Genomic DNA, 19,486 nt, shown 5'->3' on the forward strand with positions numbered 1-19,486 from the left:
AGGCCACCTTCTTCCCGTCACGCTCGAGCGACGCCGTGCCTGCCCACGAGAAGACGTCGTCGAGCCAGCCGCGGAAGAGCGCGTGGTCGTCCTTCTTCGCAGGAGCGGCACGCCGGATGGCGATGTCCTTCCCGGCGAGGAACGCGCGATCACCGGCGACGTAGCCGCGATACGAGAGGGGCTGGCCGGAGACGGCGCGGTAGGTGATGTCGCGCTCTCCGCGACCGTAGCGCCACTCGGCGTGGAGCCGGATGATCGCGTCGGCACATTGCTGGAGGTCCTTCGCGCCGATGTCGATGCCCTCACGGGCGGCGACCGCGAGCACCTCGTCGACCGTGTCGTTGAGCGCGCGCTGCTGGTCGATCGCGGCCTCGCGGCCGTGGCTGCGGACGTAGCGCTCGCGGCCGCCCGTCACCGAGTTGGTGAGCCAGCCGCCGTTGCGGCCCGAGGCGCCGTAGCCCGCGAAGCGCTGCTCGATCACCGCGATCCGCAGCGACGGATCGAGGCCCGCGAGCGAGTACGCCGTCCAGAGTCCGGTGTAGCCGGCGCCGACGATGCACACGTCCGCCTCGATCGACCCTGCAAGCGCCGCGCGCGGCGCGGGCGCCCCGCCCCGACGCGCCCACCAGAACGACACCTCACCGTTGCGGGTCATGCCTGCGCTCCCATACCCGCGATCCTAGGCATCCTGCCGGCAGACAGACGGATGCCCCGGGGTGCGGGGCCCCGGGGCATCCGATTTTCGCGCCGCGTCCCCCCGCGGCGCCGTCTCACTCGGTGTCGACGAGGAACCGCGAGTAGGCCACGATCGTCAGGAACGTCGGGAACTCCTCTCGCAGCGCCACCTCGCGGAACACCTCTGCCGCGTCGTCGAACCGGTCGCCGTCGCGGCGGTCGACCTCGCCCAGCACCTGCGCGATGAGCTCCTCGATGTAGGCCACCGTGATGGGGGTGCCGTCCTCGGTCTCGCGGTCCTGGTGGATCCACTGCCACACCTGCGAGCGGCTGATCTCGGCGGTCGCCGCATCCTCCATGAGGTTGTCGAGCGCCACCGCCCCCAGGCCCCGCAGCCACGCCTCGATGTAGCGGATCGCCACCGACACGTTGCCGTGCACGCCCGCCGCGGTGATCGGCAGGCCGATGTGCACGTCGAGCAGCTGCGCCGGGGTGACCTCCACGTCGTCGCGCTGACGCGAGACCTGGTTGGGGTTCTCGCCCAGCACGGCGTCGAACTCGGCCTGCGCCACCGGGATCAGGTCGGGGTGGGCGACCCAGGTGCCGTCGAAGCCGTCGCCGGCCTCGCGCTTCTTGTCGGCCGCGACCTTCTCGAACGCGCGCTGCGTCACCTCGGGGTCACGACGGTTCGGGATGAACGCGCTCATGCCGCCGATCGCGAAGGCGCCGCGCTTGTGGCAGGTCTTCACGAGCAGTTCGGTGTAGGCACGCATGAACGGCACCGTCATCGTCACGTCGCTGCGGTCGGGGAGCACGAAGCGGGCGCCGCGGCCGCGGTAGTTCTTGATGATCGAGAAGATGTAGTCCCAGCGGCCCGCGTTCAGGCCCGCGCAGTGGTCGCGCAGCTCGTAGAGGATCTCCTCCATCTCGAACGCGGCCGGCAGCGTCTCGATCAGAACCGTGGCACGGATGGTGCCGTGCGCGATGCCGAGGTACTCCTCGCTGAAGGTGAAGATGTCGTCCCACAGCTTCGCCTCCTCGCTCGACTCGAGCTTGGCGATGTAGAAGTACGGACCCGAGCCGTTCGCGATCAGCTGCTGCGCGTTGTGGAAGAAGTACAGCCCGAAGTCGACGAGCGACCCGGATGCCGCCATCCCGCGGCCCGTTCGGTCGATGAAGCGGATGTGCTTCTCGACCAGGTGCCAGCCGCGCGGACGCATCACGATCGTCGGGGTGCGCTCGGCGGTGACGCGGTACTCCTTGCCCTCGGGGCTGGTGAACGACAACTGGCCGCGGATCGCGTCGAACAGCGACAGCTGGCCCTCGACGACGTTCTTCCACGTCGGCGAGGTGGCGTCCTCCTGGTCGGCGAGCCACACGCGGGCGCCCGAGTTGAGTGCGTTGATGGTCATCTTGGGGTCGGTCGGACCCGTGATCTCGACGCGGCGGTCCTCGAGGCCGGGTCCGGCACCGGCGACCTTCCAGTCGGGGTTCGCGCGCACGGCGGCGGTGTCGTCGCGGAAGCGCGGGTCGCGGCCGTTGCCGATCTCGAAACGGCGGCGCATGCGGTCGGCGAGCCGGTCGTGGCGGCGTCCCGAGAAGCGGTGGTGGAGCTCGGTGAGGAAGGCGACGGCGTCCGGGGTGAGGATCTCGTCGTAGCGCTCGCCGAGGCGGCCCGTGATCTCGATCGCGGGACCCGCGTGGGTCGTGGGGGTGGAGTTCGTCGTGGGCGCGATGCCCGTGGCGGTGGGAGTCATTGGCCCGTTCTTCCTAGGAGATGTTCTGTCAGGGGGTGTGGGGGATGCCCCGGGGCGCGAGGTGTGCCCCGGCCCCGAGGCATCCGATGACGCTGTCGCGGATCAGTGGAACTGCTCGGACTCGGTCGAACCGACCAGCGCGAGGGTGGCGCTGTCGGGGTTCAGCGCGGTCGACACGAAGTCGAAGTAGCCGGTGCCGGCCTCGCGCTGGTGCTTGGTGGCGGTGTAGCCGTCGTCCTCGGCGGCGAACTCGCGCTCCTGCAGCTCGACGTAGGCGCTCATCGCGCGCTCGGCGTAGCCGCGGGCGAGGTCGAACATCGAGTAGTTGAGGGCGTGGAAGCCGGCGAGGGTGATGAACTGGAACTTGTAGCCGAGGTCGGCGAGCTCCTGCTGGAAGGTCGCGATCTGCTCGTCGTTCAGGTGACGCTTCCAGTTGAAGCTCGGCGAGCAGTTGTACGCGAGCATCTTGCCCGGGAACTCGGCGTGGATCGCGGCCGCGAACTCGCGCGCCAGCTCGATGTCGGGCTCGCCGGTCTCGACCCAGATCAGGTCGGCGTACGGGGCGAAGGCGAGGCCGCGGGCGATGACCGGCTCGATGCCGGCGCGGACGCGGTAGAAGCCCTCGGTGGTGCGCTCGCCGGTCGTGAACTCCTGGTCGCGGGGGTCGACGTCGCTCGTGAGCAGGTCGGCGGCGAGCGAGTCGGTGCGCGCGATGATCACGGTCGGCACGCCCGCGACGTCGGCCGCGAGGCGGGCCGCGTTGAGGGTGCGGATGTGCTGCTGGATCGGCACGAGCACCTTGCCGCCGAGGTGGCCGCACTTCTTCTCGCTGGCCAGCTGGTCCTCCCAGTGGATGCCGGCGGCGCCGGCCTGGATGAGTGACTGGGCGAGCTCGTACGCGTTCAGCGGGCCGCCGAAGCCGGCCTCGGCGTCGGCGACGATGGGGGCGAGCCAGTCCTGGGTGATCGTGCCCTCGGCGTGCTCGATCTGGTCCTGACGCAGCAGCGCGTTGTTGATGCGGCGCACGACCGACGGAACCGAGTTGGCGGGGTAGAGGCTCTGGTCGGGGTAGGTCTGGCCGGCGAGGTTGCCGTCGGCGGCGACCTGCCACCCGGAGAGGTAGATGGCCTTCAGGCCCGCGCGCACCTGCTGCACGGCCTGGCCGCCGGTGTACGCGCCGAGGGCGCGGATGTAGTCCTCGGTGTGGAGCAGGTTCCACAGGTTCTCGGCGCCGCGGCGGGCGAGGGTGCTCTCCTCGCGCAGCGAGCCGCGCAGACGGACGACGTCCTCGGCGGTGTACGTGCGCTCGATGCCGTCCCAGCGGGGGTCGGTGTCCCAGATCTCCTGCAGCTCGGCTGCGGTCTGCGTCTGGTCGCCGGCGCGAAGCGGCGGCTGTCCGGGCGTGGCCTGAATCGTCATGGCGGTCTCCTTCATCGGATGCCGGGTCCGTCGGTGGACCGGCAGGTCGTCGTGAGACCACTATCCGTGAAGTTCAAGAGCGAACCCTGCGATTTTCGGAGTGAAGATTGCAAAAAATTCACTCTTCGTGACAGACTGCGTGGCATGACGCTCGCGGAAACTCCCACCGAAACTGACGTCGAGGCCGACGCGCTGACGATCGGCCGACGCATCCGTCAGCTGCGCACGAAGCAGGGGCTCACCCTCGAGGCGCTCGCCGAGGCGGTCGAACGCGCCCCCAGCCAGCTGTCCATGATCGAGACCGGCAAACGCGAGCCGAAGCTCACCCTGCTGCGCGCGATCGCGAAGGCGCTCGGCACCTCCATCGACGCGCTGCTCGAGGCCGAGACGCTCGACGAGCGCGCCACCCTCGAGGTCTCCCTCGAGCGCGCCATGAAGGGGCAGACCTTCCAGGCCCTCGGCATCTCGCCCTTCCGCATCGGCAAGACCGTGCCCGACGAGGCGCTGAAGGCCATGCTCGCCCTCCAGCACGAGATCGAGCGGCTCCGCGACGAGCGCGCCGCCACCCCCGAGGAGGCCCGGCGCGCGAACGTGGAGCTGCGCCATCTCATGCGCGGGCAGAACAACTACTTCCCCGAGCTCGAACGGCAGGCCCGCGACATCCTCGATGCCGTGCACCACCCGGGCGGCCCCCTCACCCAGCGCACCACGAGCGACATCGCCGCCCACCTCGGGTTCACGCTGCACTACGTGCCCGACCTGCCGCAGACCACCCGCAGCGTCGCCGACCTCAAGAACGGGCGGCTCTACCTCTCCAGCAAGCTCACGCAGAAGGGCGACTCGCGCACCGCGGTGCTGCAGGCGCTCTCGAGCCGCATCCTCGGGCACACCGAACCCGCCAGCTACGCGGACTTCCTGCGTCAGCGGGTCGAGACGAACTACCTCACCGGCGCACTGCTCATTCCCGAGGCCCACGCCGTGCCGTTCCTCGGCGAGGCGAAGACGCGCAAGGCCATCTCGATCGAGGACCTCCGCGACGCCTACTCGGTCTCGTACGAGACCGCCGCGCACCGGTTCACCAACCTCGCCACGGTGCACCTCGGCATCCCGGTGCACTTCCTCAAGGTGCACGAGTCGGGCACGATCACGAAGTCCTACGAGAACGACGACGTGAACTTCCCGACCGACCGGCTGGGGGCCACCGAGGGCCAGATGTGCTGCCGTCGCTGGACGAGCCGGGCCGTCTTCGACGTCGACGACCGCTTCAACCCGTACTACCAGTACACCGACACCGGCAACGGCACCTACTGGTGCACGGCCCGCGTCGAGAACTCCAGCGAGGGGCAGCACTCGGTGAGCGTCGGGGTGCGCTTCGACGACACGAAGTGGTTCCTCGGACGGGACACCCCCAATCGGGGCGTCTCGAAGCACTCGGTCGAGGTGTGCTGCCGCCGCGCACCGGTCGAGCTCGAAGCCCAATGGCGCGAGAACGCGTGGCCGAACGTGCGCACCCCGCGCACCCTGCTCGCCACCCTCCCGACCGGAGCCTTCCCCGGGGTCGACACGACGGAGGTCTACGAGTTCCTCGCGACCCACGCGCCGCGCGACTGAGATCGCCGCGTCGACGTTGAGCATTCGCACGGCCGGCCGATAGGCGCACGGGCGCCGGGTATGACAGTCTTCTCACACTCGCCCGGAACCCGATCCGCGGCGGGATGGAGGACGACGATGGATGTCGCGGAGCGCCGTTCGGCGATCGTGTCGCGCGTCGCATCGACCGGCGACGTCGAACTCGCCGGTCTGGCGGCGGAGCTGGGTGTGAGTGCGATGACGCTGCGGCGCGACATCGAGGCGCTGCGCAGCGCAGGGGCCATTCCGCGCCGCGCGTCCGCCCCACGGCCCGAGGGTCGCACCGCCGACGTTCCCGGAGTGCACCTCGATCGTGCCGCCCCGCTCGCCGAGGCTGTGGTCGCCGTGCTCGAACCCGGATCCACCGTCATGATCGCGGGGGGCGCCATCGGCCACGGCGTGGCGCGCACCCTCATCGGGCGGGGCCTCGGGCTCACGATCGTCACCCCGTCGCCCGACGTCGCGCTGGTGCTCGCCGCCGACCCGGACACCACCGTGGTCATCGCGGGGGGTCTGCTGCGCGGCGGGGCCGGCATCGCGGTCGGAGCCGACGCCGAGCGTGTCGTTCGCCGCTACAACTACGACACGGCGGTGATCGACGCCGAGGGACTCGACGCCGTCCGGGGTGTCACGGCCGCCGATGCGGACGTCGCCGAGATCCTGCGCGCCGGCATCGACATCGCGCGACGGGTCGTCGTCGGCGCGAGCGCCGCGAGTCTCGGGGTCGTCAACCAGCTCAATGTGACGGCGCCCGACAACCTCGCCCTCGTCGTCACCGACGCCGGCGCGCAGCATCCCGAGGTCGACGCCCTCGCCGCATCGGGCATCGAGGTCGTCGCCCTCGGGTGAGCGCCTCAGACGGTCGGGTCGCCCTTGCGTGACTTGGACCGTCGGTACTCGATGCCGGTGGTCTCGTCGATCGCGATGCGACCGGTCGGCAGGTTCGACAGGTCGGGCGAGATGACGGTGGGCTCGCGGCCCGAGTCCGGCAGGCCGAACGTGTGTCCCTCGTCGACGCCTTCGAGCACCAGCACGGCCTGCGCGCGGCCGAGGGTGCGTCCGACGAAGTAGTCGGGCGACACGATCCACCAGACGATCATGAGCACGACGCCCACCAGGATCGCGCCCACACCGACGACGGCCACCATGCCGATCCCGAAGAACTCGACGTTGTTACCGTCGGCGTCCTGGAGCCAGTCGGGCTGGGCGAACTGGATGAGTCCGTAGACGAACGCGACCGCGAGGATCCCGCCGCCCGCGAGGGGAACGAGCCCGCGCATGACGAAGTTCCGCACGCTCGAGAACAGGGTGCGGCGGTAGAACCAGACGCATGCGAAGCCGGTGAGTCCGTAGTAGAAGGCGATCATGAGGCCGACCGAGCCGATGAGGGCGGTGAGCAGGTTCGGCGAGATCACGGTGAACAGCACGTAGAAGGCGATGGATGCCACGCCCATCCCGATGGTCGCCCAGGTCGGCGTGAGGAACTTCGGGTGGATGCGTGCGAAGCGCGTCGGGATCGCCTTGAACGCCGCCATCGACAGCGCGGTGCGGGCGGTCGGCAGGATCGTCGTCTGCGTGGAGGCGGAGGCCGAGGTGAGGATCGAGAACGCGAGGAGCGCGACCGCCGCCTGGCCCCAGAAGCTGTTGCCGAACAGGGTCGGCGCGATGGCCGAGAAGACGTCCGCCGCATTCGACTCCACGCCGAGGCCGATCCCGTCGGTGCCGACGCCCGCGAACGCGATCGCCGCGACCGAGACGAGGGCGTAGGTGACGAGCAGGAGGAGGGTCGAGATGATCGCCGAGCGACCGGGGGTCTTCTTCGGGTTGGCGGTCTCCTCGTTGAGGGAGACCGCGGTGTCCCAGCCCCAGTAGATGAAGATCGCCGTGAGCATGGCCGGCGCGACGACGGTGCCGAAGTCGAGACCGCCGGGCCACAGCCAGCTGAGCGAGGGGGTGAGGGAGCCGTCGACGCCGTTGCCGCTGTAGACGCGGGTGAGGGCGACGACGGAGAAGAGCACCAGCACCACGAGCTCGATGCCGAGCAGGGCGTACTGCAGACGCGCCGAGACCTCGACGCCGAGGTAGCAGATGCCGGTCATGATGACGATCCAGGCGACGCCCGCGACGGTCGACCAGAGCGTGTCGCTCGAGAGCGCCGTGATGTCGCCGTCCTGGGTGATGGTGCCGACGAACGTGAATCCGTACGAGCCCGCCACCTGGGCGAGGTTGGCCATCACGATCACGTCGGCCGCGATGATGCCCCAGCCGCCGAGCCACCCGGCGACGGAGCCGAAGGCGCGCGCCGCCCACGTGAAGGTGGTGCCGCAGTCGGGCTCGGCCTTGTTCAGCTCGCCGTACGCGACGGCGATCATCCACATGGGGATGAACGCGAGCAGCATGATCGCGGGCGCCTTGACGCCGGCGAGCACGGCGCCGCCGCTGGCGACCACGAAGCCGAGGCTCGCCGCCAGGCTGTACGCCGGCGCCGTGGAGGACATGCCGATGACGACGCTTCCGACGAGACCGACAGCCCCCTTTCGCAGGCCTTTGTCTTCTGATCCGGATGTGGGGGCTGTGACGGTCATGTTCGCCTCCGCGCGAGGTGTGATGGATGGATGCGGAGACTCGGTCGGACGCAGGCCCCCAGCGGCCGCCGACCGGGTCGGTGTGTCGTTTCTCTGTTGAGGCCGGCGGCCTCGGTGGATCTGTCGGTGCGGTGGGGCCTTGTGGCCCCGGTGGATCAGATGAGGTTGCCGGCCTCCGTGAGCACGTCACGGAGGATGCCGGTGATCTCGCGGAACTCGCTCGGGCCGATGGTCAGCGGCGGGGCGAGCTGGATGACCGGGTCGCCCCGGTCGTCGGCGCGGCAGTACAGGCCCGCGTCGAACAGCGCCGACGAGAGGAATCCGCGCAGCAGGCGCTCGGACTCGGCCTCGTCGAAGGTCTCTTTGGTGGTCTTGTCCTTCACGAGCTCGATGCCGTAGAAGTAGCCGTCGCCGCGCACGTCGCCCACGATCGGAAGGTCGTGCAGCGTCTCGAGCTCGGCGCGGAACAGCGGCGCGTGGGTCTGCACGTTCTGCAGCAGCCCCTCCTCCTCGAAGATGTCGAGGTTCTCGAGCGCGACCGCGCACGAGACCGGGTGTCCGCCGAAGGTGTAGCCGTGCAGGAACGTCGTATCGCCGTGGGCGAAGGGCTCGAAGACGCGGTCGCTGACGATCGTGGCTCCGAGCGGCGCGTAGCCGCTGGTCAGCGCCTTGGCGCACGTGATCATGTCGGGCTCGTAGCCGTAGTGCTCGCAGGCGAACATCGTGCCGATGCGCCCGAACGCGCAGATCACTTCGTCCGAGACCAGGAGCACGTCGAGTTCGTCGCAGATCTCGCGCACCCGCTGGAAGTAGCCGGGCGGGGGAGTGAAGCATCCGCCCGCGTTCTGCACCGGCTCGAGGAAGACGGCCGCGACCGTCTCCGGCCCCTCGAAGAGGATGGCCTCGCGGATGCGCTCGGCGGCCCAGATGCCGAACGCGGCCTCGTCGGGTCCGGTGAAGCCCATCTCGCCGGCGCGGTACCAGTTGGTGTTGGGCACGCGGAATCCGCCGGGGGTGAGAGGCTCGAACGGCGCCTTCATGGCGGGGATGCCGGTGATGGCGAGGGCGCCCTGCGGGGTGCCGTGGTAGGCGATGGCGCGGGAGATGACCTTGTGCTTGCCGGGCTTGCCCTGCAGCTTCCAGTACTGCTTCGCGAGCTTGAACGCCGTCTCGACGGCCTCGCCGCCGCCGGAGGAGAAGAACACGCGATTGAGGTCGCCCGGGGCGTAGTCGGCGAGTCGCGCCGCGAGCTCGATCGCGGCCGGGTGGGCGTAGGACCACAGCGGGAAGAAGGCGAGCGATTCGGCCTGCTGGGCGCCGATCTCGGCGAGGCGACGACGGCCGTGCCCGGCGGCGACGACGAAGAGTCCGGCGAGTCCGTCGATGTACTCGCGGCCGTGGCTGTCCCACACGCGGTGGCCCTCGCCGCGCACCATGATCGGCACCGGCGCGCCCGCCTGGTTGGCGCCGTGGCGGGCGAAGTGCATCCACAGGTGGTCGCGGCTCTTGCGTTGCAGGTCGTCGTTGTCGAACGGGCCCGACGGGGAGTACCCGCGGGACGCCAGGGTGGGGGGTGCCGAATGCTGACCGGTCATGCCGGAGACGCTAACGGGTGCGACCCCGCATGACAAGGAAAAACGTCGTTGCGGATGTATTTCGCGACGGTTTCGGTTGTCTGAGTAGTTCTATTCAGCGGATAGCGAAGTTTTCGAGATCGATGGCGCGCCCGTCAGCTCCATGGCGACCCACAGCTCGCTGCGCGCGGCGAACCCCGACAGATCCCGCCCGAGCACGTGCTCGGCCAGGGCCACCCGCGCGCGCACCGTGTGGCGGTGCACGCCCAGCAGGCGGGCGGATGCCTCGTGCCCCCCGTCATGCGCGAGCCACACCCGCAACGTCGTGACCAGCTCGGTGCCGTGGGCCGCGTCGTGGGCGACGAGCGGCGCCAGCGTGGCGTCGGCGAGGCGCCGCGCATCGGGCGTCGCGAGGTGCGGGAGCAGTCCCACGTCCGCGACGATCTCGAACCGGCGCACGCGTCCCGTGCCGCGCTCCAGGGCGAGGCGCGCGCGGGACAGGGCGGTCGCAAGGTCGTCGTCCGGTACGGCGGCGACACCCACCCGGAGGTCGAAGGCCTCCGCGAGGTCGGCGGCCACGCGCTCGCCGCCGGTTCCCGCGAGCACGACGATCTGGTCGTCGTCGCGCCCGTAGAACACCTCGACCCCCGGTTCGTCGGCCCGCACGTCGAGCCAGTCGAAGATCGCGGCGCGACGGGAGGAGGCGGCATCCGTCACGGCCACGGTGCGATCGCCGCCCGGCAACGCGCCCCAGACGTCGCGCGCGATGCGGCGGGCGAGGGTGAGATCTCCCGCGAGAAGAGCCTGCAGCACGCCGCGCCGCAGCGCGCCGTAGCCGCGGTCCAGACGCTGGCGCTGCTCGAGTGCGAGGCCGGCCAGCGCCACGACGGCGGTCACGAGTCCGCGTTCCTCCTGGTCGAGGTGCGTCGCGGCGATCACGAGTGCGCCGCGGAGGCGTCCGGTGCGACCGAGGGTCTGCAGGCTGAAGGAGCCGGATGCCGCGTGCAGGGCCGATCCCGTGTTGGCGCCGCGCCGCAGGAGCGTCTGCACCTCGTCGGTCAGTGCCTCGGCGGCGTCGGACGTGAGAGCGTCGACCGGGTGGGCGTGGGTGAGCGCGCCGGAGGCGTCGAACAGGCCGACCCAGGTGCCGAGCTGCCTGGCCAGCTCGTCCACGATCGCGCCGAGTCCGCCGGGCCGCAGTGCCGCGAGGGAGATCGCCCGCTGCGCGGCGAGGGCCCAGCTGCGACGGGCGTATGCCTGGGCGGCGATCGCCTCGGCGTTCGCGCGGGCGACCGCGATGAAGGGGGTGCGGTAGGGCACTTCGACGAGCGGGAGTCCTGCCTCGCGACAGGCCGCCGCGAGCTCGGGCGGGATGCCGGCGCGCACGACCTCGGTGCCGAAGCCGACGGCGACGACTCCGCGGGAGGAGAGTCGTTCGACGTACGCCACGTACTCGTCGGGCTCCGCGGCCGTCGCGAGGAACTGCGTGCCGGTCGTCAGCAGCGCGAGCCCCTCGGACAGGAAGGGTGTGGGGTCGAGCAGGTCCGAGCTGTGCACCCATCGCAGCTCCGCATCGAGCGCGCCCGCCGGCAGGGCCTCCTCGGGCGTCTCGAGCCGCAGGCGCAGCTCGGTGCGCGCCAGCAGCGCGCGCAGGGTCGGGACGTGCGGCTCGGCCATGGGGTCCTCGGCGTTCGGGCGGCGGTGGCGGCATCCGGCCTGTACGGGATGGATGCCGTGATCGTTCCCGTTATACACGCCGTCGAGTGGTGGTCGTCAGTGTCGGCGGCTAGCGTCGCCGGCATGAGCACCGCCGACACCCTCACCGTCCCGCTGGGCGGCCCCGCGCTTCCGCAGGAGCGCCGCCTCGTCACCGCGATCCCGGGCCCGCGGTCGCAGCAGCTCCTCGAGCGCAAGGCCGCAGCCGTGCCGGCGGGCGTCGGGCACACCGCCCCCATCCACGCGGTCGCCGCCGGCGGCGGCGTCGTGGTCGACGCCGACGGCAACTCCCTCATCGACCTCGGTTCGGGCATCGCGGTCACCACGGTCGGCAACAGCCACCCGGCGGTGGTCGCCGCCGTCGCGCAGCAGGCCGCGCAGTTCACCCACACCTGCTTCATGATCTCGCCGTACGACTCCTATGTCGCCGTCGCCGAGGCGCTCAACCGGCTGACGCCCGGCGATCACGAGAAGAAGACCGCGCTGTTCAACTCCGGCGCCGAGGCGGTCGAGAACGCGGTCAAGATCGCGCGCAAGTTCACCGCGCGGCCGGCCGTCGTCGCATTCGACCACGCGTACCACGGGCGCACGAACCTCACCATGGCCCTCACCGCGAAGGCCATGCCGTACAAGCTCGGCTTCGGCCCGTTCGCGGGCGAAATCTACCGGGCGCCGCTGTCGTACCCCTTCCGCGACGGACTGTCGGGTCCGGATGCCGCGGCCCGCGCGATCGCGATGATCGAGAAGCAGATCGGCGCGTCGCAGGTCGCTGCCGTGCTGATCGAGCCGATCCAGGGAGAGGGCGGGTTCATCGTTCCCGCCGACGGCTTCCTGCCCGCGCTCGCCGACTGGTGCCGCCAGAACGGCGTCGTCTTCATCGCCGACGAGGTGCAGACCGGCTTCGCCCGCACCGGCGCGATGTTCGCGAGCGAGCTGTTCGATGTCGTCCCCGATCTCGTGACGACCGCCAAGGGCATCGCCGCGGGCCTCCCGCTCGCCGCCGTCACGGGGCGCGCCGAGATCATGGATGCCTCGCACGCCGGGGGCCTGGGCGGCACCTACGGCGGCAACCCGATCGCGTGCGCCGCGGCACTCGCCGCGATCGACGTGTACGAGAGCGACGACCTCGCCGGCCGTGCCCGTGATCTGGGTGAGGTGCTCGTGGCCCGCCTCGAGGCGCTGCGGGCGGCCGATGCCCGCATCGGCGACGTGCGCGGACGCGGCGCGATGATCGCGGCCGAGTTCGTCGACCCCGCGACCGGCGCGCCCGATGCGACGCTCGCCGCCGCCGTCGCGAAAGCGTCGATCGCCGAGGGGGTCATCGTGCTCACGTGCGGCACCTACGGCAATGTCATCCGCTTCCTCCCGCCGCTGTCGATCCCGGACGCCCTCGTGCACGAGGCGTTCGACGTCATCGGCGCGGCCCTCGCGGCGAACTGAGCGCCGATGACCTCGATCACGAAGGACGTCGTCGTCATCGGCGCGGGCGCGGCGGGTCTCACCGCCGCCCACGAGCTGCGCCGCCAGGGGCTGTCGGTGGCGGTGCTCGAGGCCCGCGACCGCGTCGGCGGGCGGCTGTGGACCGACACGGTCGACGGCGCGGTGCTCGAGATCGGCGGCCAGTGGGTATCGCCCGATCAGACCGCGCTGCTCGAGACGCTCGACGAGCTGGGGCTCGAGACCTATCCGCGCTACCGAGAGGGCGACAGCATCTATCGCGGCCGGGACGGCGAGCTGCGCCGGTTCACCGGCGAGCTATTCCCGGTCTCCGAGGAGACGGCGGCGGCGATGACCGCGCTCATCGCACGCCTCGATGCGCTCACCGCCGAGATCGACCCGGACGCCCCGTGGGCGCACCCCGACGCGGTCGCGCTCGACACGATCTCGTTCGAGGCGTGGCTGCGCGCACAGTCCTCCGATGCCGAGGCGGTCGACAACATCGCCCTCTACGTCGCGGCGGCGATGCTCACCAAGCCCGCCCATGCGTTCTCCGCCCTGCAGGCGCTGCTCATGGCTGCGAGCGCCGGGAGCTTCTCGCACCTCGTCGACGCGGACTACATCCTCGACCGCCGCGTGATCGGCGGACTCCAGCAGGTGCCGCTGCTGCTCGCCGAGCGCCTCGGCGCAGATGTGCACCTGGGTGCCCCGGTGCACCGTCTGGCATGGAGTGACGGCGGGGTGGTGGCATCCGCCCCGGACCTCGAGGTGCACGCACGGTTCGCGGTGCTGGCCCTCGCTCCCACGCTGTTCGAGCGCATCGGCTTCGAGCCGCCGCTGCCCCGGCTGCAGCAGCAGCTGCACCAGCACCTCTCCATGGGGTTCGTGATCAAGGTGCACGCGGTCTACGACCGGCCGTTCTGGCGCGAGGCGGGCCTGTCGGGCACGGCGTTCAGCCCGTACGAGCTCGTGCACGAGGCCTACGACAACACCACCCACGGCGAGAGCCGCGGCACCCTCGTCGGGTTCGTGTCCGACCAGCGCGCCGACGACGTGTTCACCCTCGACGCCGACGAGCGGCGCACCCGTATCCTCGACGCCCTCGCCCGTTACTACGGCGACGAGGCGCGGCATCCCGTCGTCTACTTCGAGAGCGACTGGGGGAGCGAGGAGTGGACGCGCGGTGCCTACGCGGCGAGCTTCGACCTCGGCGGCCTGCACCGCTACGGTCCGCACCTGCGTGCGCCCATCGGACCCGTCCACCTCGCGTGCAGCGACATGGCGGGCGCCGGTTACCAGCACGTCGACGGGGCGATCCGCATGGGTCGCGCCGCCGCCGCCGACATCCTGACCGCGGCCCGCCGGGCCGCCGCCGACTGACCACCACCGAGGAGAGCCCATGAGCGAGTACGCCGTCGTCAACCCCGCCACCGGCGAGACCCTGGCCACCTACGACACCCTCACCGACACCGAGCTGGCCGCGAAGGTCGCCGCCGCGGATGCCGCCTACCGCGCCTGGCGCCTCGCGCCCGTGGCGGAGCGGGCGGCCGCGATCCGGCGGGTGGCCGAGCTCCACCGTGAGCGTCGCGACGAGCTGTCGGCGCTGATCGTGCGCGAGATGGGCAAGCCTCTCGCCGCGGCGGAGGGCGAGGTCGACTTCGCCGCCGACATCACCGAGTTCTACGCCGACAATGCCGGGCGGATCACCGCCGACCAGCCGATCGACATCCTCGGCGAGGGCACCGCGGTGATCCGCAAGGCGCCGATCGGCGTGCTGCTGGGCATCATGCCGTGGAACTTCCCGGCCTATCAGGTCGCGCGCTTCGCCGCACCGAACCTGGTGCTCGGAAACACCATCCTGCTCAAGCACGCTCCGCAGTGCCCCGAGTCGTCGGCCGCGATCGAGCGCATCTACCACGACGCCGGCGTGCCGGTCGGGGGATACACCAACCTCTACATCACCAACGACCAGGCGGCGACCGTCATCGCCGACCCGCGGGTGCAGGGCGTCTCGGTCACGGGATCCGAGCGGGCGGGCGCCGCGGTGGCGGAGATCGCCGGACGCAACCTCAAGAAGGTCGCGCTCGAGCTCGGCGGCTCCGATCCGTTCATCCTGCTCTCGACCGACGACCTCGACGGTGCCGTGAGCGCCGCGGTCGAGGCGCGCCTGGACAACACCGGGCAGTCGTGCAACGCGGCCAAGCGTTTCATCGTGGTCGACGGTCTCTACGACGCGTTCGTCGAGAAGTTCACGGCTGCGATGACCGCGGCGACGGTCGGCGATCCGTTCGCCGAGGACACCGTGCTGGGCCCGCTCTCGTCGCTCGCCGCGGCGGAGCGCCTGGCCGCCCAGGTCGACCACGCGGTCGCCCAGGGTGCGACGCTGGTGGCCGGCGGCACGCGCGACGGCGCCTTCTACGCGCCGACCGTGCTCACCGATGTCACCAGCGACATGGACGTCTACCGCGAGGAGCTCTTCGGCCCCGTCGGCGTCGTCTACCGCGTCGCCGGCGAGGACGAGGCCGTCGCGATCGCGAACGACACGTCGTTCGGCCTCGGCTCCTACGTCTTCACGACCGACCCGGCGCAGGCCGAGCGCGTCGCCGACGCCATCGATGCCGGAATGGTCTACGTGAACCTCGTGCTCGCCGACAGCCCCGAGCTGCCCTTCGGCGGCGTCAAGCGCAGCGGCACCTCCCGCGAGATGGGTCTGCTCGCCGCCGACGAGTTCGTCAACAAGAAGCTCGTCCGCGTCGCCGGCTGACCTCACGCCTCATCGCCGAGGGCTGCACGGCACTCGGCGAGGGACTCGTCGGCCCACTCGATCTGCTGCGCGGTCCCCCACCGTGCGGCGTCGGCGCGCGCGGCGTGGAACGACACGAGGGCGTCGCCGTGGCGACCCGCCGCCATCGCCGCCCAGCCGGCGTTGTTGTGCAGGGAGACGCGCCAGCGCTGTGTTCGCGCATCGGTGACGTCCTCGAGCGCGGCGAATGCTGCCGCGGTGTGCCGATCGCCGTTCGACGGGTCGGCGATCGCGAGCATGTGCAGGGCATCGACGTACAGGAAGACGAGACCGGCGGATGCCGCGGCATCCGCTGCCCGCCGGAAGTGCACGATCGCGCCCTGAGCGTCGCCGGCCGAGTTGTGCAGTCTTCCGCGCTCGAGCGCGACCCGCACGGCGGCGGCCGGCGCCTGCCCGGTGACCGTGTCGAGCACGGCGTGCGCACGCGCGTACCTCGCCTGCAGGCCGAGCGCGCGGGCGATCTGCGTCTCCAGCTCGGCCCGCTCGTCGTCGTCCGTCGCCGCTGCGGCAGCGGCGACGAGGCGCCCCTCGGATGCCGCGGCATCCCCGAAGTCCCACAGTTCGTCGAGCTGCAGCGGCGCGAGGGTTATCCCGGAATCGTAGGCCGCGGAACGCGACGAATCCCCCTCGTGCGGCGGCGCGATCGGGAGGAGAATCGGGGCATGGACGAGATCGGGGTGGTGGACAGTCTCGACGAGTCGGAGTGCCTGCGGCGCCTGGCGACGCAGCAGCTCGGACGGCTCGTCACGCATATCGGGAACGTGCTCGACGTGTTCCCGGTCAACTACGTCGTCACCGGCGGCGACATCGTGTTCCGCACGGCCGAGGGCAGCAAGCTGTTCGAGCTGACCGTGAACGACGAGGTGCTGTTCGAGGTCGACGACCACACGGACGCCGGCGCATGGAGCGTGATCGTGCGCGGACACGCCCGGCGGCTCGAGACGGAGGCCGAGATCGAGGCCGCCGAGCAGCTCGGCCTTCATCCGTGGGTGCCGACTCTGAAGCGCAACTACGTGCGCGTCACGGCGGCCGAGATCACCGGTCGCGCCTTCGGATTCGCCCCCGAACCGGACCGCTCCGGGGTGCACGTGTTCTGACCCCGGGTCGCAGCGCGCCGGAGGCATGACGTACACTGGAACGTGCAGTAGAAGTCTGCATTCTTTTGCCGTGCCCGAAGATCGGGTGCGAGACCCCCTCCCTCCGGTTGCGGCAGAAGTGCGGGCGCCGAGACCTCCGGGTCTCTAGGGCGGTAGCTCAATTGGCAGAGCAGCGGTCTCCAAAACCGCAGGTTGCAGGTTCGATTCCTGTCCGCCCTGCGCGTCAGCGCAACAGCTGACACAACGATGATCCAGGTGGAGTCAATGGTCCAGGACGAGGCGAAGAACGACGTCGTCGCGAAAAGCGATGCACGCCGCGAGAAGAAGCCCAACATCTTCGCTCGCATCGTCCTGTTCATCCGTCAGGTCATCGCGGAACTGCGCAAGGTCGTCACCCCGACCCGGCAGGAGCTCGTCAAGTTCACAGCCGTCGTGCTGGGCTTCGTCATCGTCATGATGGCGGTGGTCTACGGACTCGACCTCCTGTTCGTGTGGCTGACGACCGTGGTGTTCGGAACCCCGGGCGCCTGAGCGCCGGATCCGCACCGGAGAACTGAGGAAGAACGCACGTGTCTGAAAAGTATGTCGACGACGCCGATTGGGCGACGGCCGCCGAGCAGTCCAGCGAGGACGACGCCGCGCAGGATGGCAACACGCTCGCCGCGGAAGAGGAGTCGGTGACCGCCGCCGAGCAGGTCGCGCTCCACGTCGAGGACGAGGATGACGCGGATTTCGACGACGACGTCGTCGAGATCGACGACCCGGAGGCTGATGCGATCGTGAACGACGCTCTCGAGATCGACGAGACTGCGGAGGCCGAGGCCGCCGCAGAGGTGCTCACCGACGCCGCTGCCGAGGAGGCCGCGGAGCTCGCCCAGGAGGCCGCCGACGAGGTCGCCCCCTACGACGGTCCCGAGCTCGGCGACGACCTCGACGTCGACGCCGATCTCGACCCGGTCGAGGCGTTCCGCACCGAGCTGCGCTCGCTGCCGGGCAAGTGGTACGTCATCCACTCCTACGCCGGTTTCGAGCGCAAGGTGAAGGCCAACATCGAGCAGCGCAAGTCGACGCTCGAGGTCGAGGAGGACATCTACCAGGTCGAGGTCCCCATGGAGGACGTCGTCGAGATCAAGAACGGCCAGCGCAAGATGGTCACCCGCGTGCGCATCCCGGGCTACGTGCTCGTGCGCATGGAGCTCAACGAGGACACCTGGTCGGTCGTTCGCCACACGCCCGGCGTCACCGGCTTCGTCGGCAACGCGCACAATCCGACCCCGCTGCGCTTCGAAGAGGCCTTCACGATGCTGCAGTCGCTCGTCGAGGTGAAGGAGGCGGCCCCCGTCAAGGGCGGCGCCCCCGTCAAGGGCGCTCCGGCCGCGGCCCGCGTCATCCCCGCCGAGGTCGACTACGAGATCGGCGAGACCATCACGATCAAGGAGGGCTCGTTCGCGGGTCTCCCGGGCACCATCAGCGAGATCAAGCCCGAGAGCGGCAAGCTCACCGTGCTCGTCTCGCTGTTCGAGCGCGAGACCCCCGTCGAGCTGTCGTTCGACCAGGTCACCAAGCTCTGACACAGACCACCGCTCCCCGGAATGGCCGGGCTGCGGGAGAGAGGGATGCCGCGAGGCATCCGCTCGTTGAAAGGAAAAGGAAATGGCACCGAAGAAGAAGGTGACCGGCCTGATCAAGCTCCAGATCAACGCCGGCGCCGCCAACCCGGCGCCGCCGATCGGCCCCGCGCTCGGTCAGCATGGCGTCAACATCATGGAGTTCTGCAAGGCGTACAACGCCGCGACCGAGTCGCAGCGCGGCAACGTCATCCCGGTCGAGATCACCGTCTACGAAGACCGCAGCTTCACGTTCATCCTGAAGACCCCGCCGGCGGCGGAGCTCATCAAGAAGGCCGCTGGCGTGCAGAAGGGGTCCAAGACCCCGCACACGGTGAAGGTCGCCAAGCTCACCAAGGAGCAGGTGCGCCAGATCGCCGAGACCAAGCAGCCCGACCTCAACGCGAACGACATTGAGGCCGCATCGAAGATCATCGCCGGCACCGCCCGTTCCATGGGCATCACGGTCGAGGACTGAGGGGGAGCGTCACCATGGCACAGAAGTCCAAGGCGTACGAGGCCGCGAAGGCCAAGATCGACGCCGACAAGTTCTACACCGCCGCTGAGGCCGTCGCGCTCGCGAAGGAGACCGGTTCGGCGAAGTTCGACTCGACCGTCGAGGTCGCGCTGAAGCTCTCGGTCGACCCGCGCAAGGCCGACCAGATGGTGCGCGGCACTGTCATCCTTCCCCACGGCACCGGCAAGACGGCGCGCGTGATCGTGTTCGCGACGGGTCCGGCCGCGGAGGCCGCCATCGCCGCGGGTGCGGACGAGGTCGGCGGCGCCGAGCTCATCGAGAAGGTGGCCGGCGGCTACACCGCGTTCGACGCGGCGGTCTCGACCCCCGAGCTCATGGGCCAGGTCGGTCGTCTCGGCAAGGTGCTGGGTCCCCGTGGCCTCATGCCGAACCCGAAGACCGGCACCGTGACCCCCAACCCGGCCAAGGCCGTCGAGGAGATCAAGGGCGGCAAGATCGAGTTCCGCGTCGACAAGCACGCCAACGTGCACTTCGTCGTCGGCAAGGCCTCGTTCACGGCCGAGCAGCTGGGCGAGAACTTCACCGCCGCGGTCGACGAGATCGTGCGTCTGAAGCCGTCGAGCTCGAAGGGCCGCTACATCCAGAAGGGCGCCGTGTCGACCACGTTCGGCCCCGGCATCCCGCTGGACGTCAACTCGCTGGTCTGATC

17 protein-coding genes and 1 tRNA gene are annotated in these 19,486 nt (G+C 70.3%); 11 read left to right on the forward strand and 7 right to left on the reverse strand.

From position 1 onward, the window contains the following. The 3 genes from ABT08_RS07135 to aceA form a co-directional block, all read right to left on the reverse strand. Positions 1 to 655, reverse strand: a 655-nt coding sequence (locus ABT08_RS07135) for an FAD-dependent oxidoreductase (protein WP_288114390.1), incomplete at its 3' end; no start/stop codon positions are given. 115 nt (positions 656 to 770) lie between these two features. Next, positions 771 to 2,432 carry a malate synthase A gene (gene aceB, locus ABT08_RS07140; RefSeq protein WP_045247337.1) on the reverse strand — a complete coding sequence of 554 codons (1,662 nt, stop codon included), beginning with the start codon at positions 2,430 to 2,432 and terminating at the stop codon, positions 771 to 773. A 102-nt stretch (positions 2,433 to 2,534) separates the two neighbouring features. Next, complete coding sequence (aceA, locus tag ABT08_RS07145; RefSeq protein ID WP_045247336.1) at positions 2,535 to 3,851, reverse strand: isocitrate lyase; 1,317 nt, start codon at positions 3,849 to 3,851, stop codon at positions 2,535 to 2,537. A 144-nt stretch (positions 3,852 to 3,995) separates the two neighbouring features. Between aceA and ABT08_RS07150 the strand changes: the two genes are divergently transcribed. Then, positions 3,996 to 5,462 (forward strand): helix-turn-helix transcriptional regulator, encoded by a 1,467-nt coding sequence (locus tag ABT08_RS07150; protein WP_056519407.1) that lies wholly within the window; start codon positions 3,996 to 3,998, stop codon positions 5,460 to 5,462. A gap of 117 nt (positions 5,463 to 5,579) precedes the next feature. Further along, on the forward strand, positions 5,580 to 6,329 hold the full coding sequence (locus ABT08_RS07155; RefSeq protein ID WP_288114392.1) for a DeoR/GlpR family DNA-binding transcription regulator: 750 nt from the start codon (positions 5,580 to 5,582) through the stop codon (positions 6,327 to 6,329). A 5-nt stretch (positions 6,330 to 6,334) separates the two neighbouring features. Here the strand turns inward: ABT08_RS07155 and ABT08_RS07160 are convergent, their stop codons facing one another. The 3 genes from ABT08_RS07160 to ABT08_RS07170 form a co-directional block, all read right to left on the reverse strand. Further along, on the reverse strand, positions 6,335 to 7,978 hold the full coding sequence (locus tag ABT08_RS07160) for an APC family permease (protein ID WP_353743281.1): 1,644 nt from the start codon (positions 7,976 to 7,978) through the stop codon (positions 6,335 to 6,337). A gap of 242 nt (positions 7,979 to 8,220) precedes the next feature. Next, positions 8,221 to 9,552, reverse strand: a complete 1,332-nt coding sequence (locus ABT08_RS07165; RefSeq protein WP_235557445.1) for an aspartate aminotransferase family protein — start codon at positions 9,550 to 9,552, stop codon at positions 8,221 to 8,223. A gap of 198 nt (positions 9,553 to 9,750) precedes the next feature. Then, positions 9,751 to 11,316, reverse strand: coding sequence for a PucR family transcriptional regulator (locus tag ABT08_RS07170; RefSeq protein WP_056207545.1), 1,566 nt, complete (start codon positions 11,314 to 11,316; stop codon positions 9,751 to 9,753). Positions 11,317 to 11,439: 123 nt separating this feature from the next. Between ABT08_RS07170 and gabT the strand changes: the two genes are divergently transcribed. From gabT to ABT08_RS07185, 3 genes are read left to right on the forward strand one after another with little or no spacing between them, the layout of a single operon-like run. After that, positions 11,440 to 12,795: a 4-aminobutyrate--2-oxoglutarate transaminase gene (gabT, locus tag ABT08_RS07175; protein WP_056207780.1), complete on the forward strand. Its 1,356-nt coding sequence runs from the start codon at positions 11,440 to 11,442 to the stop codon at positions 12,793 to 12,795. 6 nt (positions 12,796 to 12,801) lie between these two features. After that, entirely contained in the window at positions 12,802 to 14,172 is a 1,371-nt protein-coding gene (locus ABT08_RS07180) for a flavin monoamine oxidase family protein (protein ID WP_288114402.1), read from the forward strand. A 19-nt stretch (positions 14,173 to 14,191) separates the two neighbouring features. After that, a complete protein-coding gene (locus ABT08_RS07185) occupies positions 14,192 to 15,556 on the forward strand; it encodes an NAD-dependent succinate-semialdehyde dehydrogenase (protein ID WP_045247328.1) in 1,365 nt (454 codons plus the stop codon). Positions 15,557 to 15,558: 2 nt separating this feature from the next. On the opposite strand, the gene ABT08_RS07190 is transcribed toward ABT08_RS07185, so the two are convergent. Then, positions 15,559 to 16,347: a hypothetical protein gene (locus tag ABT08_RS07190; protein ID WP_048809141.1), complete on the reverse strand. Its 789-nt coding sequence runs from the start codon at positions 16,345 to 16,347 to the stop codon at positions 15,559 to 15,561. On the opposite strand from ABT08_RS07190, the gene ABT08_RS07195 reads away from it, so the two are divergent. From ABT08_RS07195 to rplA, 6 genes are all read left to right on the forward strand, one after another. After that, positions 16,258 to 16,692: a pyridoxamine 5'-phosphate oxidase family protein gene (locus ABT08_RS07195; RefSeq protein WP_288114404.1), complete on the forward strand. Its 435-nt coding sequence runs from the start codon at positions 16,258 to 16,260 to the stop codon at positions 16,690 to 16,692. The two genes, ABT08_RS07190 and ABT08_RS07195, sit on opposite strands and share 90 nt — an antisense overlap. Before the next feature lie 146 nt (positions 16,693 to 16,838). Continuing rightward, positions 16,839 to 16,911 (forward strand) — tRNA-Trp (locus ABT08_RS07200). 45 nt (positions 16,912 to 16,956) lie between these two features. Further along, positions 16,957 to 17,223 carry a preprotein translocase subunit SecE gene (gene secE / locus ABT08_RS07205; RefSeq protein ID WP_045247327.1) on the forward strand — a complete coding sequence of 89 codons (267 nt, stop codon included), beginning with the start codon at positions 16,957 to 16,959 and terminating at the stop codon, positions 17,221 to 17,223. A 38-nt stretch (positions 17,224 to 17,261) separates the two neighbouring features. After that, positions 17,262 to 18,263, forward strand: a complete 1,002-nt coding sequence (nusG, locus tag ABT08_RS07210; RefSeq protein ID WP_045247326.1) for a transcription termination/antitermination protein NusG — start codon at positions 17,262 to 17,264, stop codon at positions 18,261 to 18,263. Positions 18,264 to 18,345: 82 nt separating this feature from the next. After that, positions 18,346 to 18,777 (forward strand): 50S ribosomal protein L11, encoded by a 432-nt coding sequence (gene rplK / locus ABT08_RS07215; RefSeq protein ID WP_045247325.1) that lies wholly within the window; start codon positions 18,346 to 18,348, stop codon positions 18,775 to 18,777. A 14-nt stretch (positions 18,778 to 18,791) separates the two neighbouring features. Beyond that, the gene (gene rplA, locus ABT08_RS07220; protein ID WP_045247324.1) at positions 18,792 to 19,484 is read left to right on the forward strand and encodes a 50S ribosomal protein L1; all 693 of its coding nucleotides are present in this window, start codon (positions 18,792 to 18,794) and stop codon (positions 19,482 to 19,484) included. Positions 19,485 to 19,486: the final 2 nt, after the last annotated feature.

Origin of the sequence: Microbacterium sp. SCN 71-21, assembly GCF_001725695.1 — a bacterium.
Taxonomy (GTDB): Bacteria; Actinomycetota; Actinomycetes; order Actinomycetales; family Microbacteriaceae; genus Microbacterium; species Microbacterium ginsengisoli.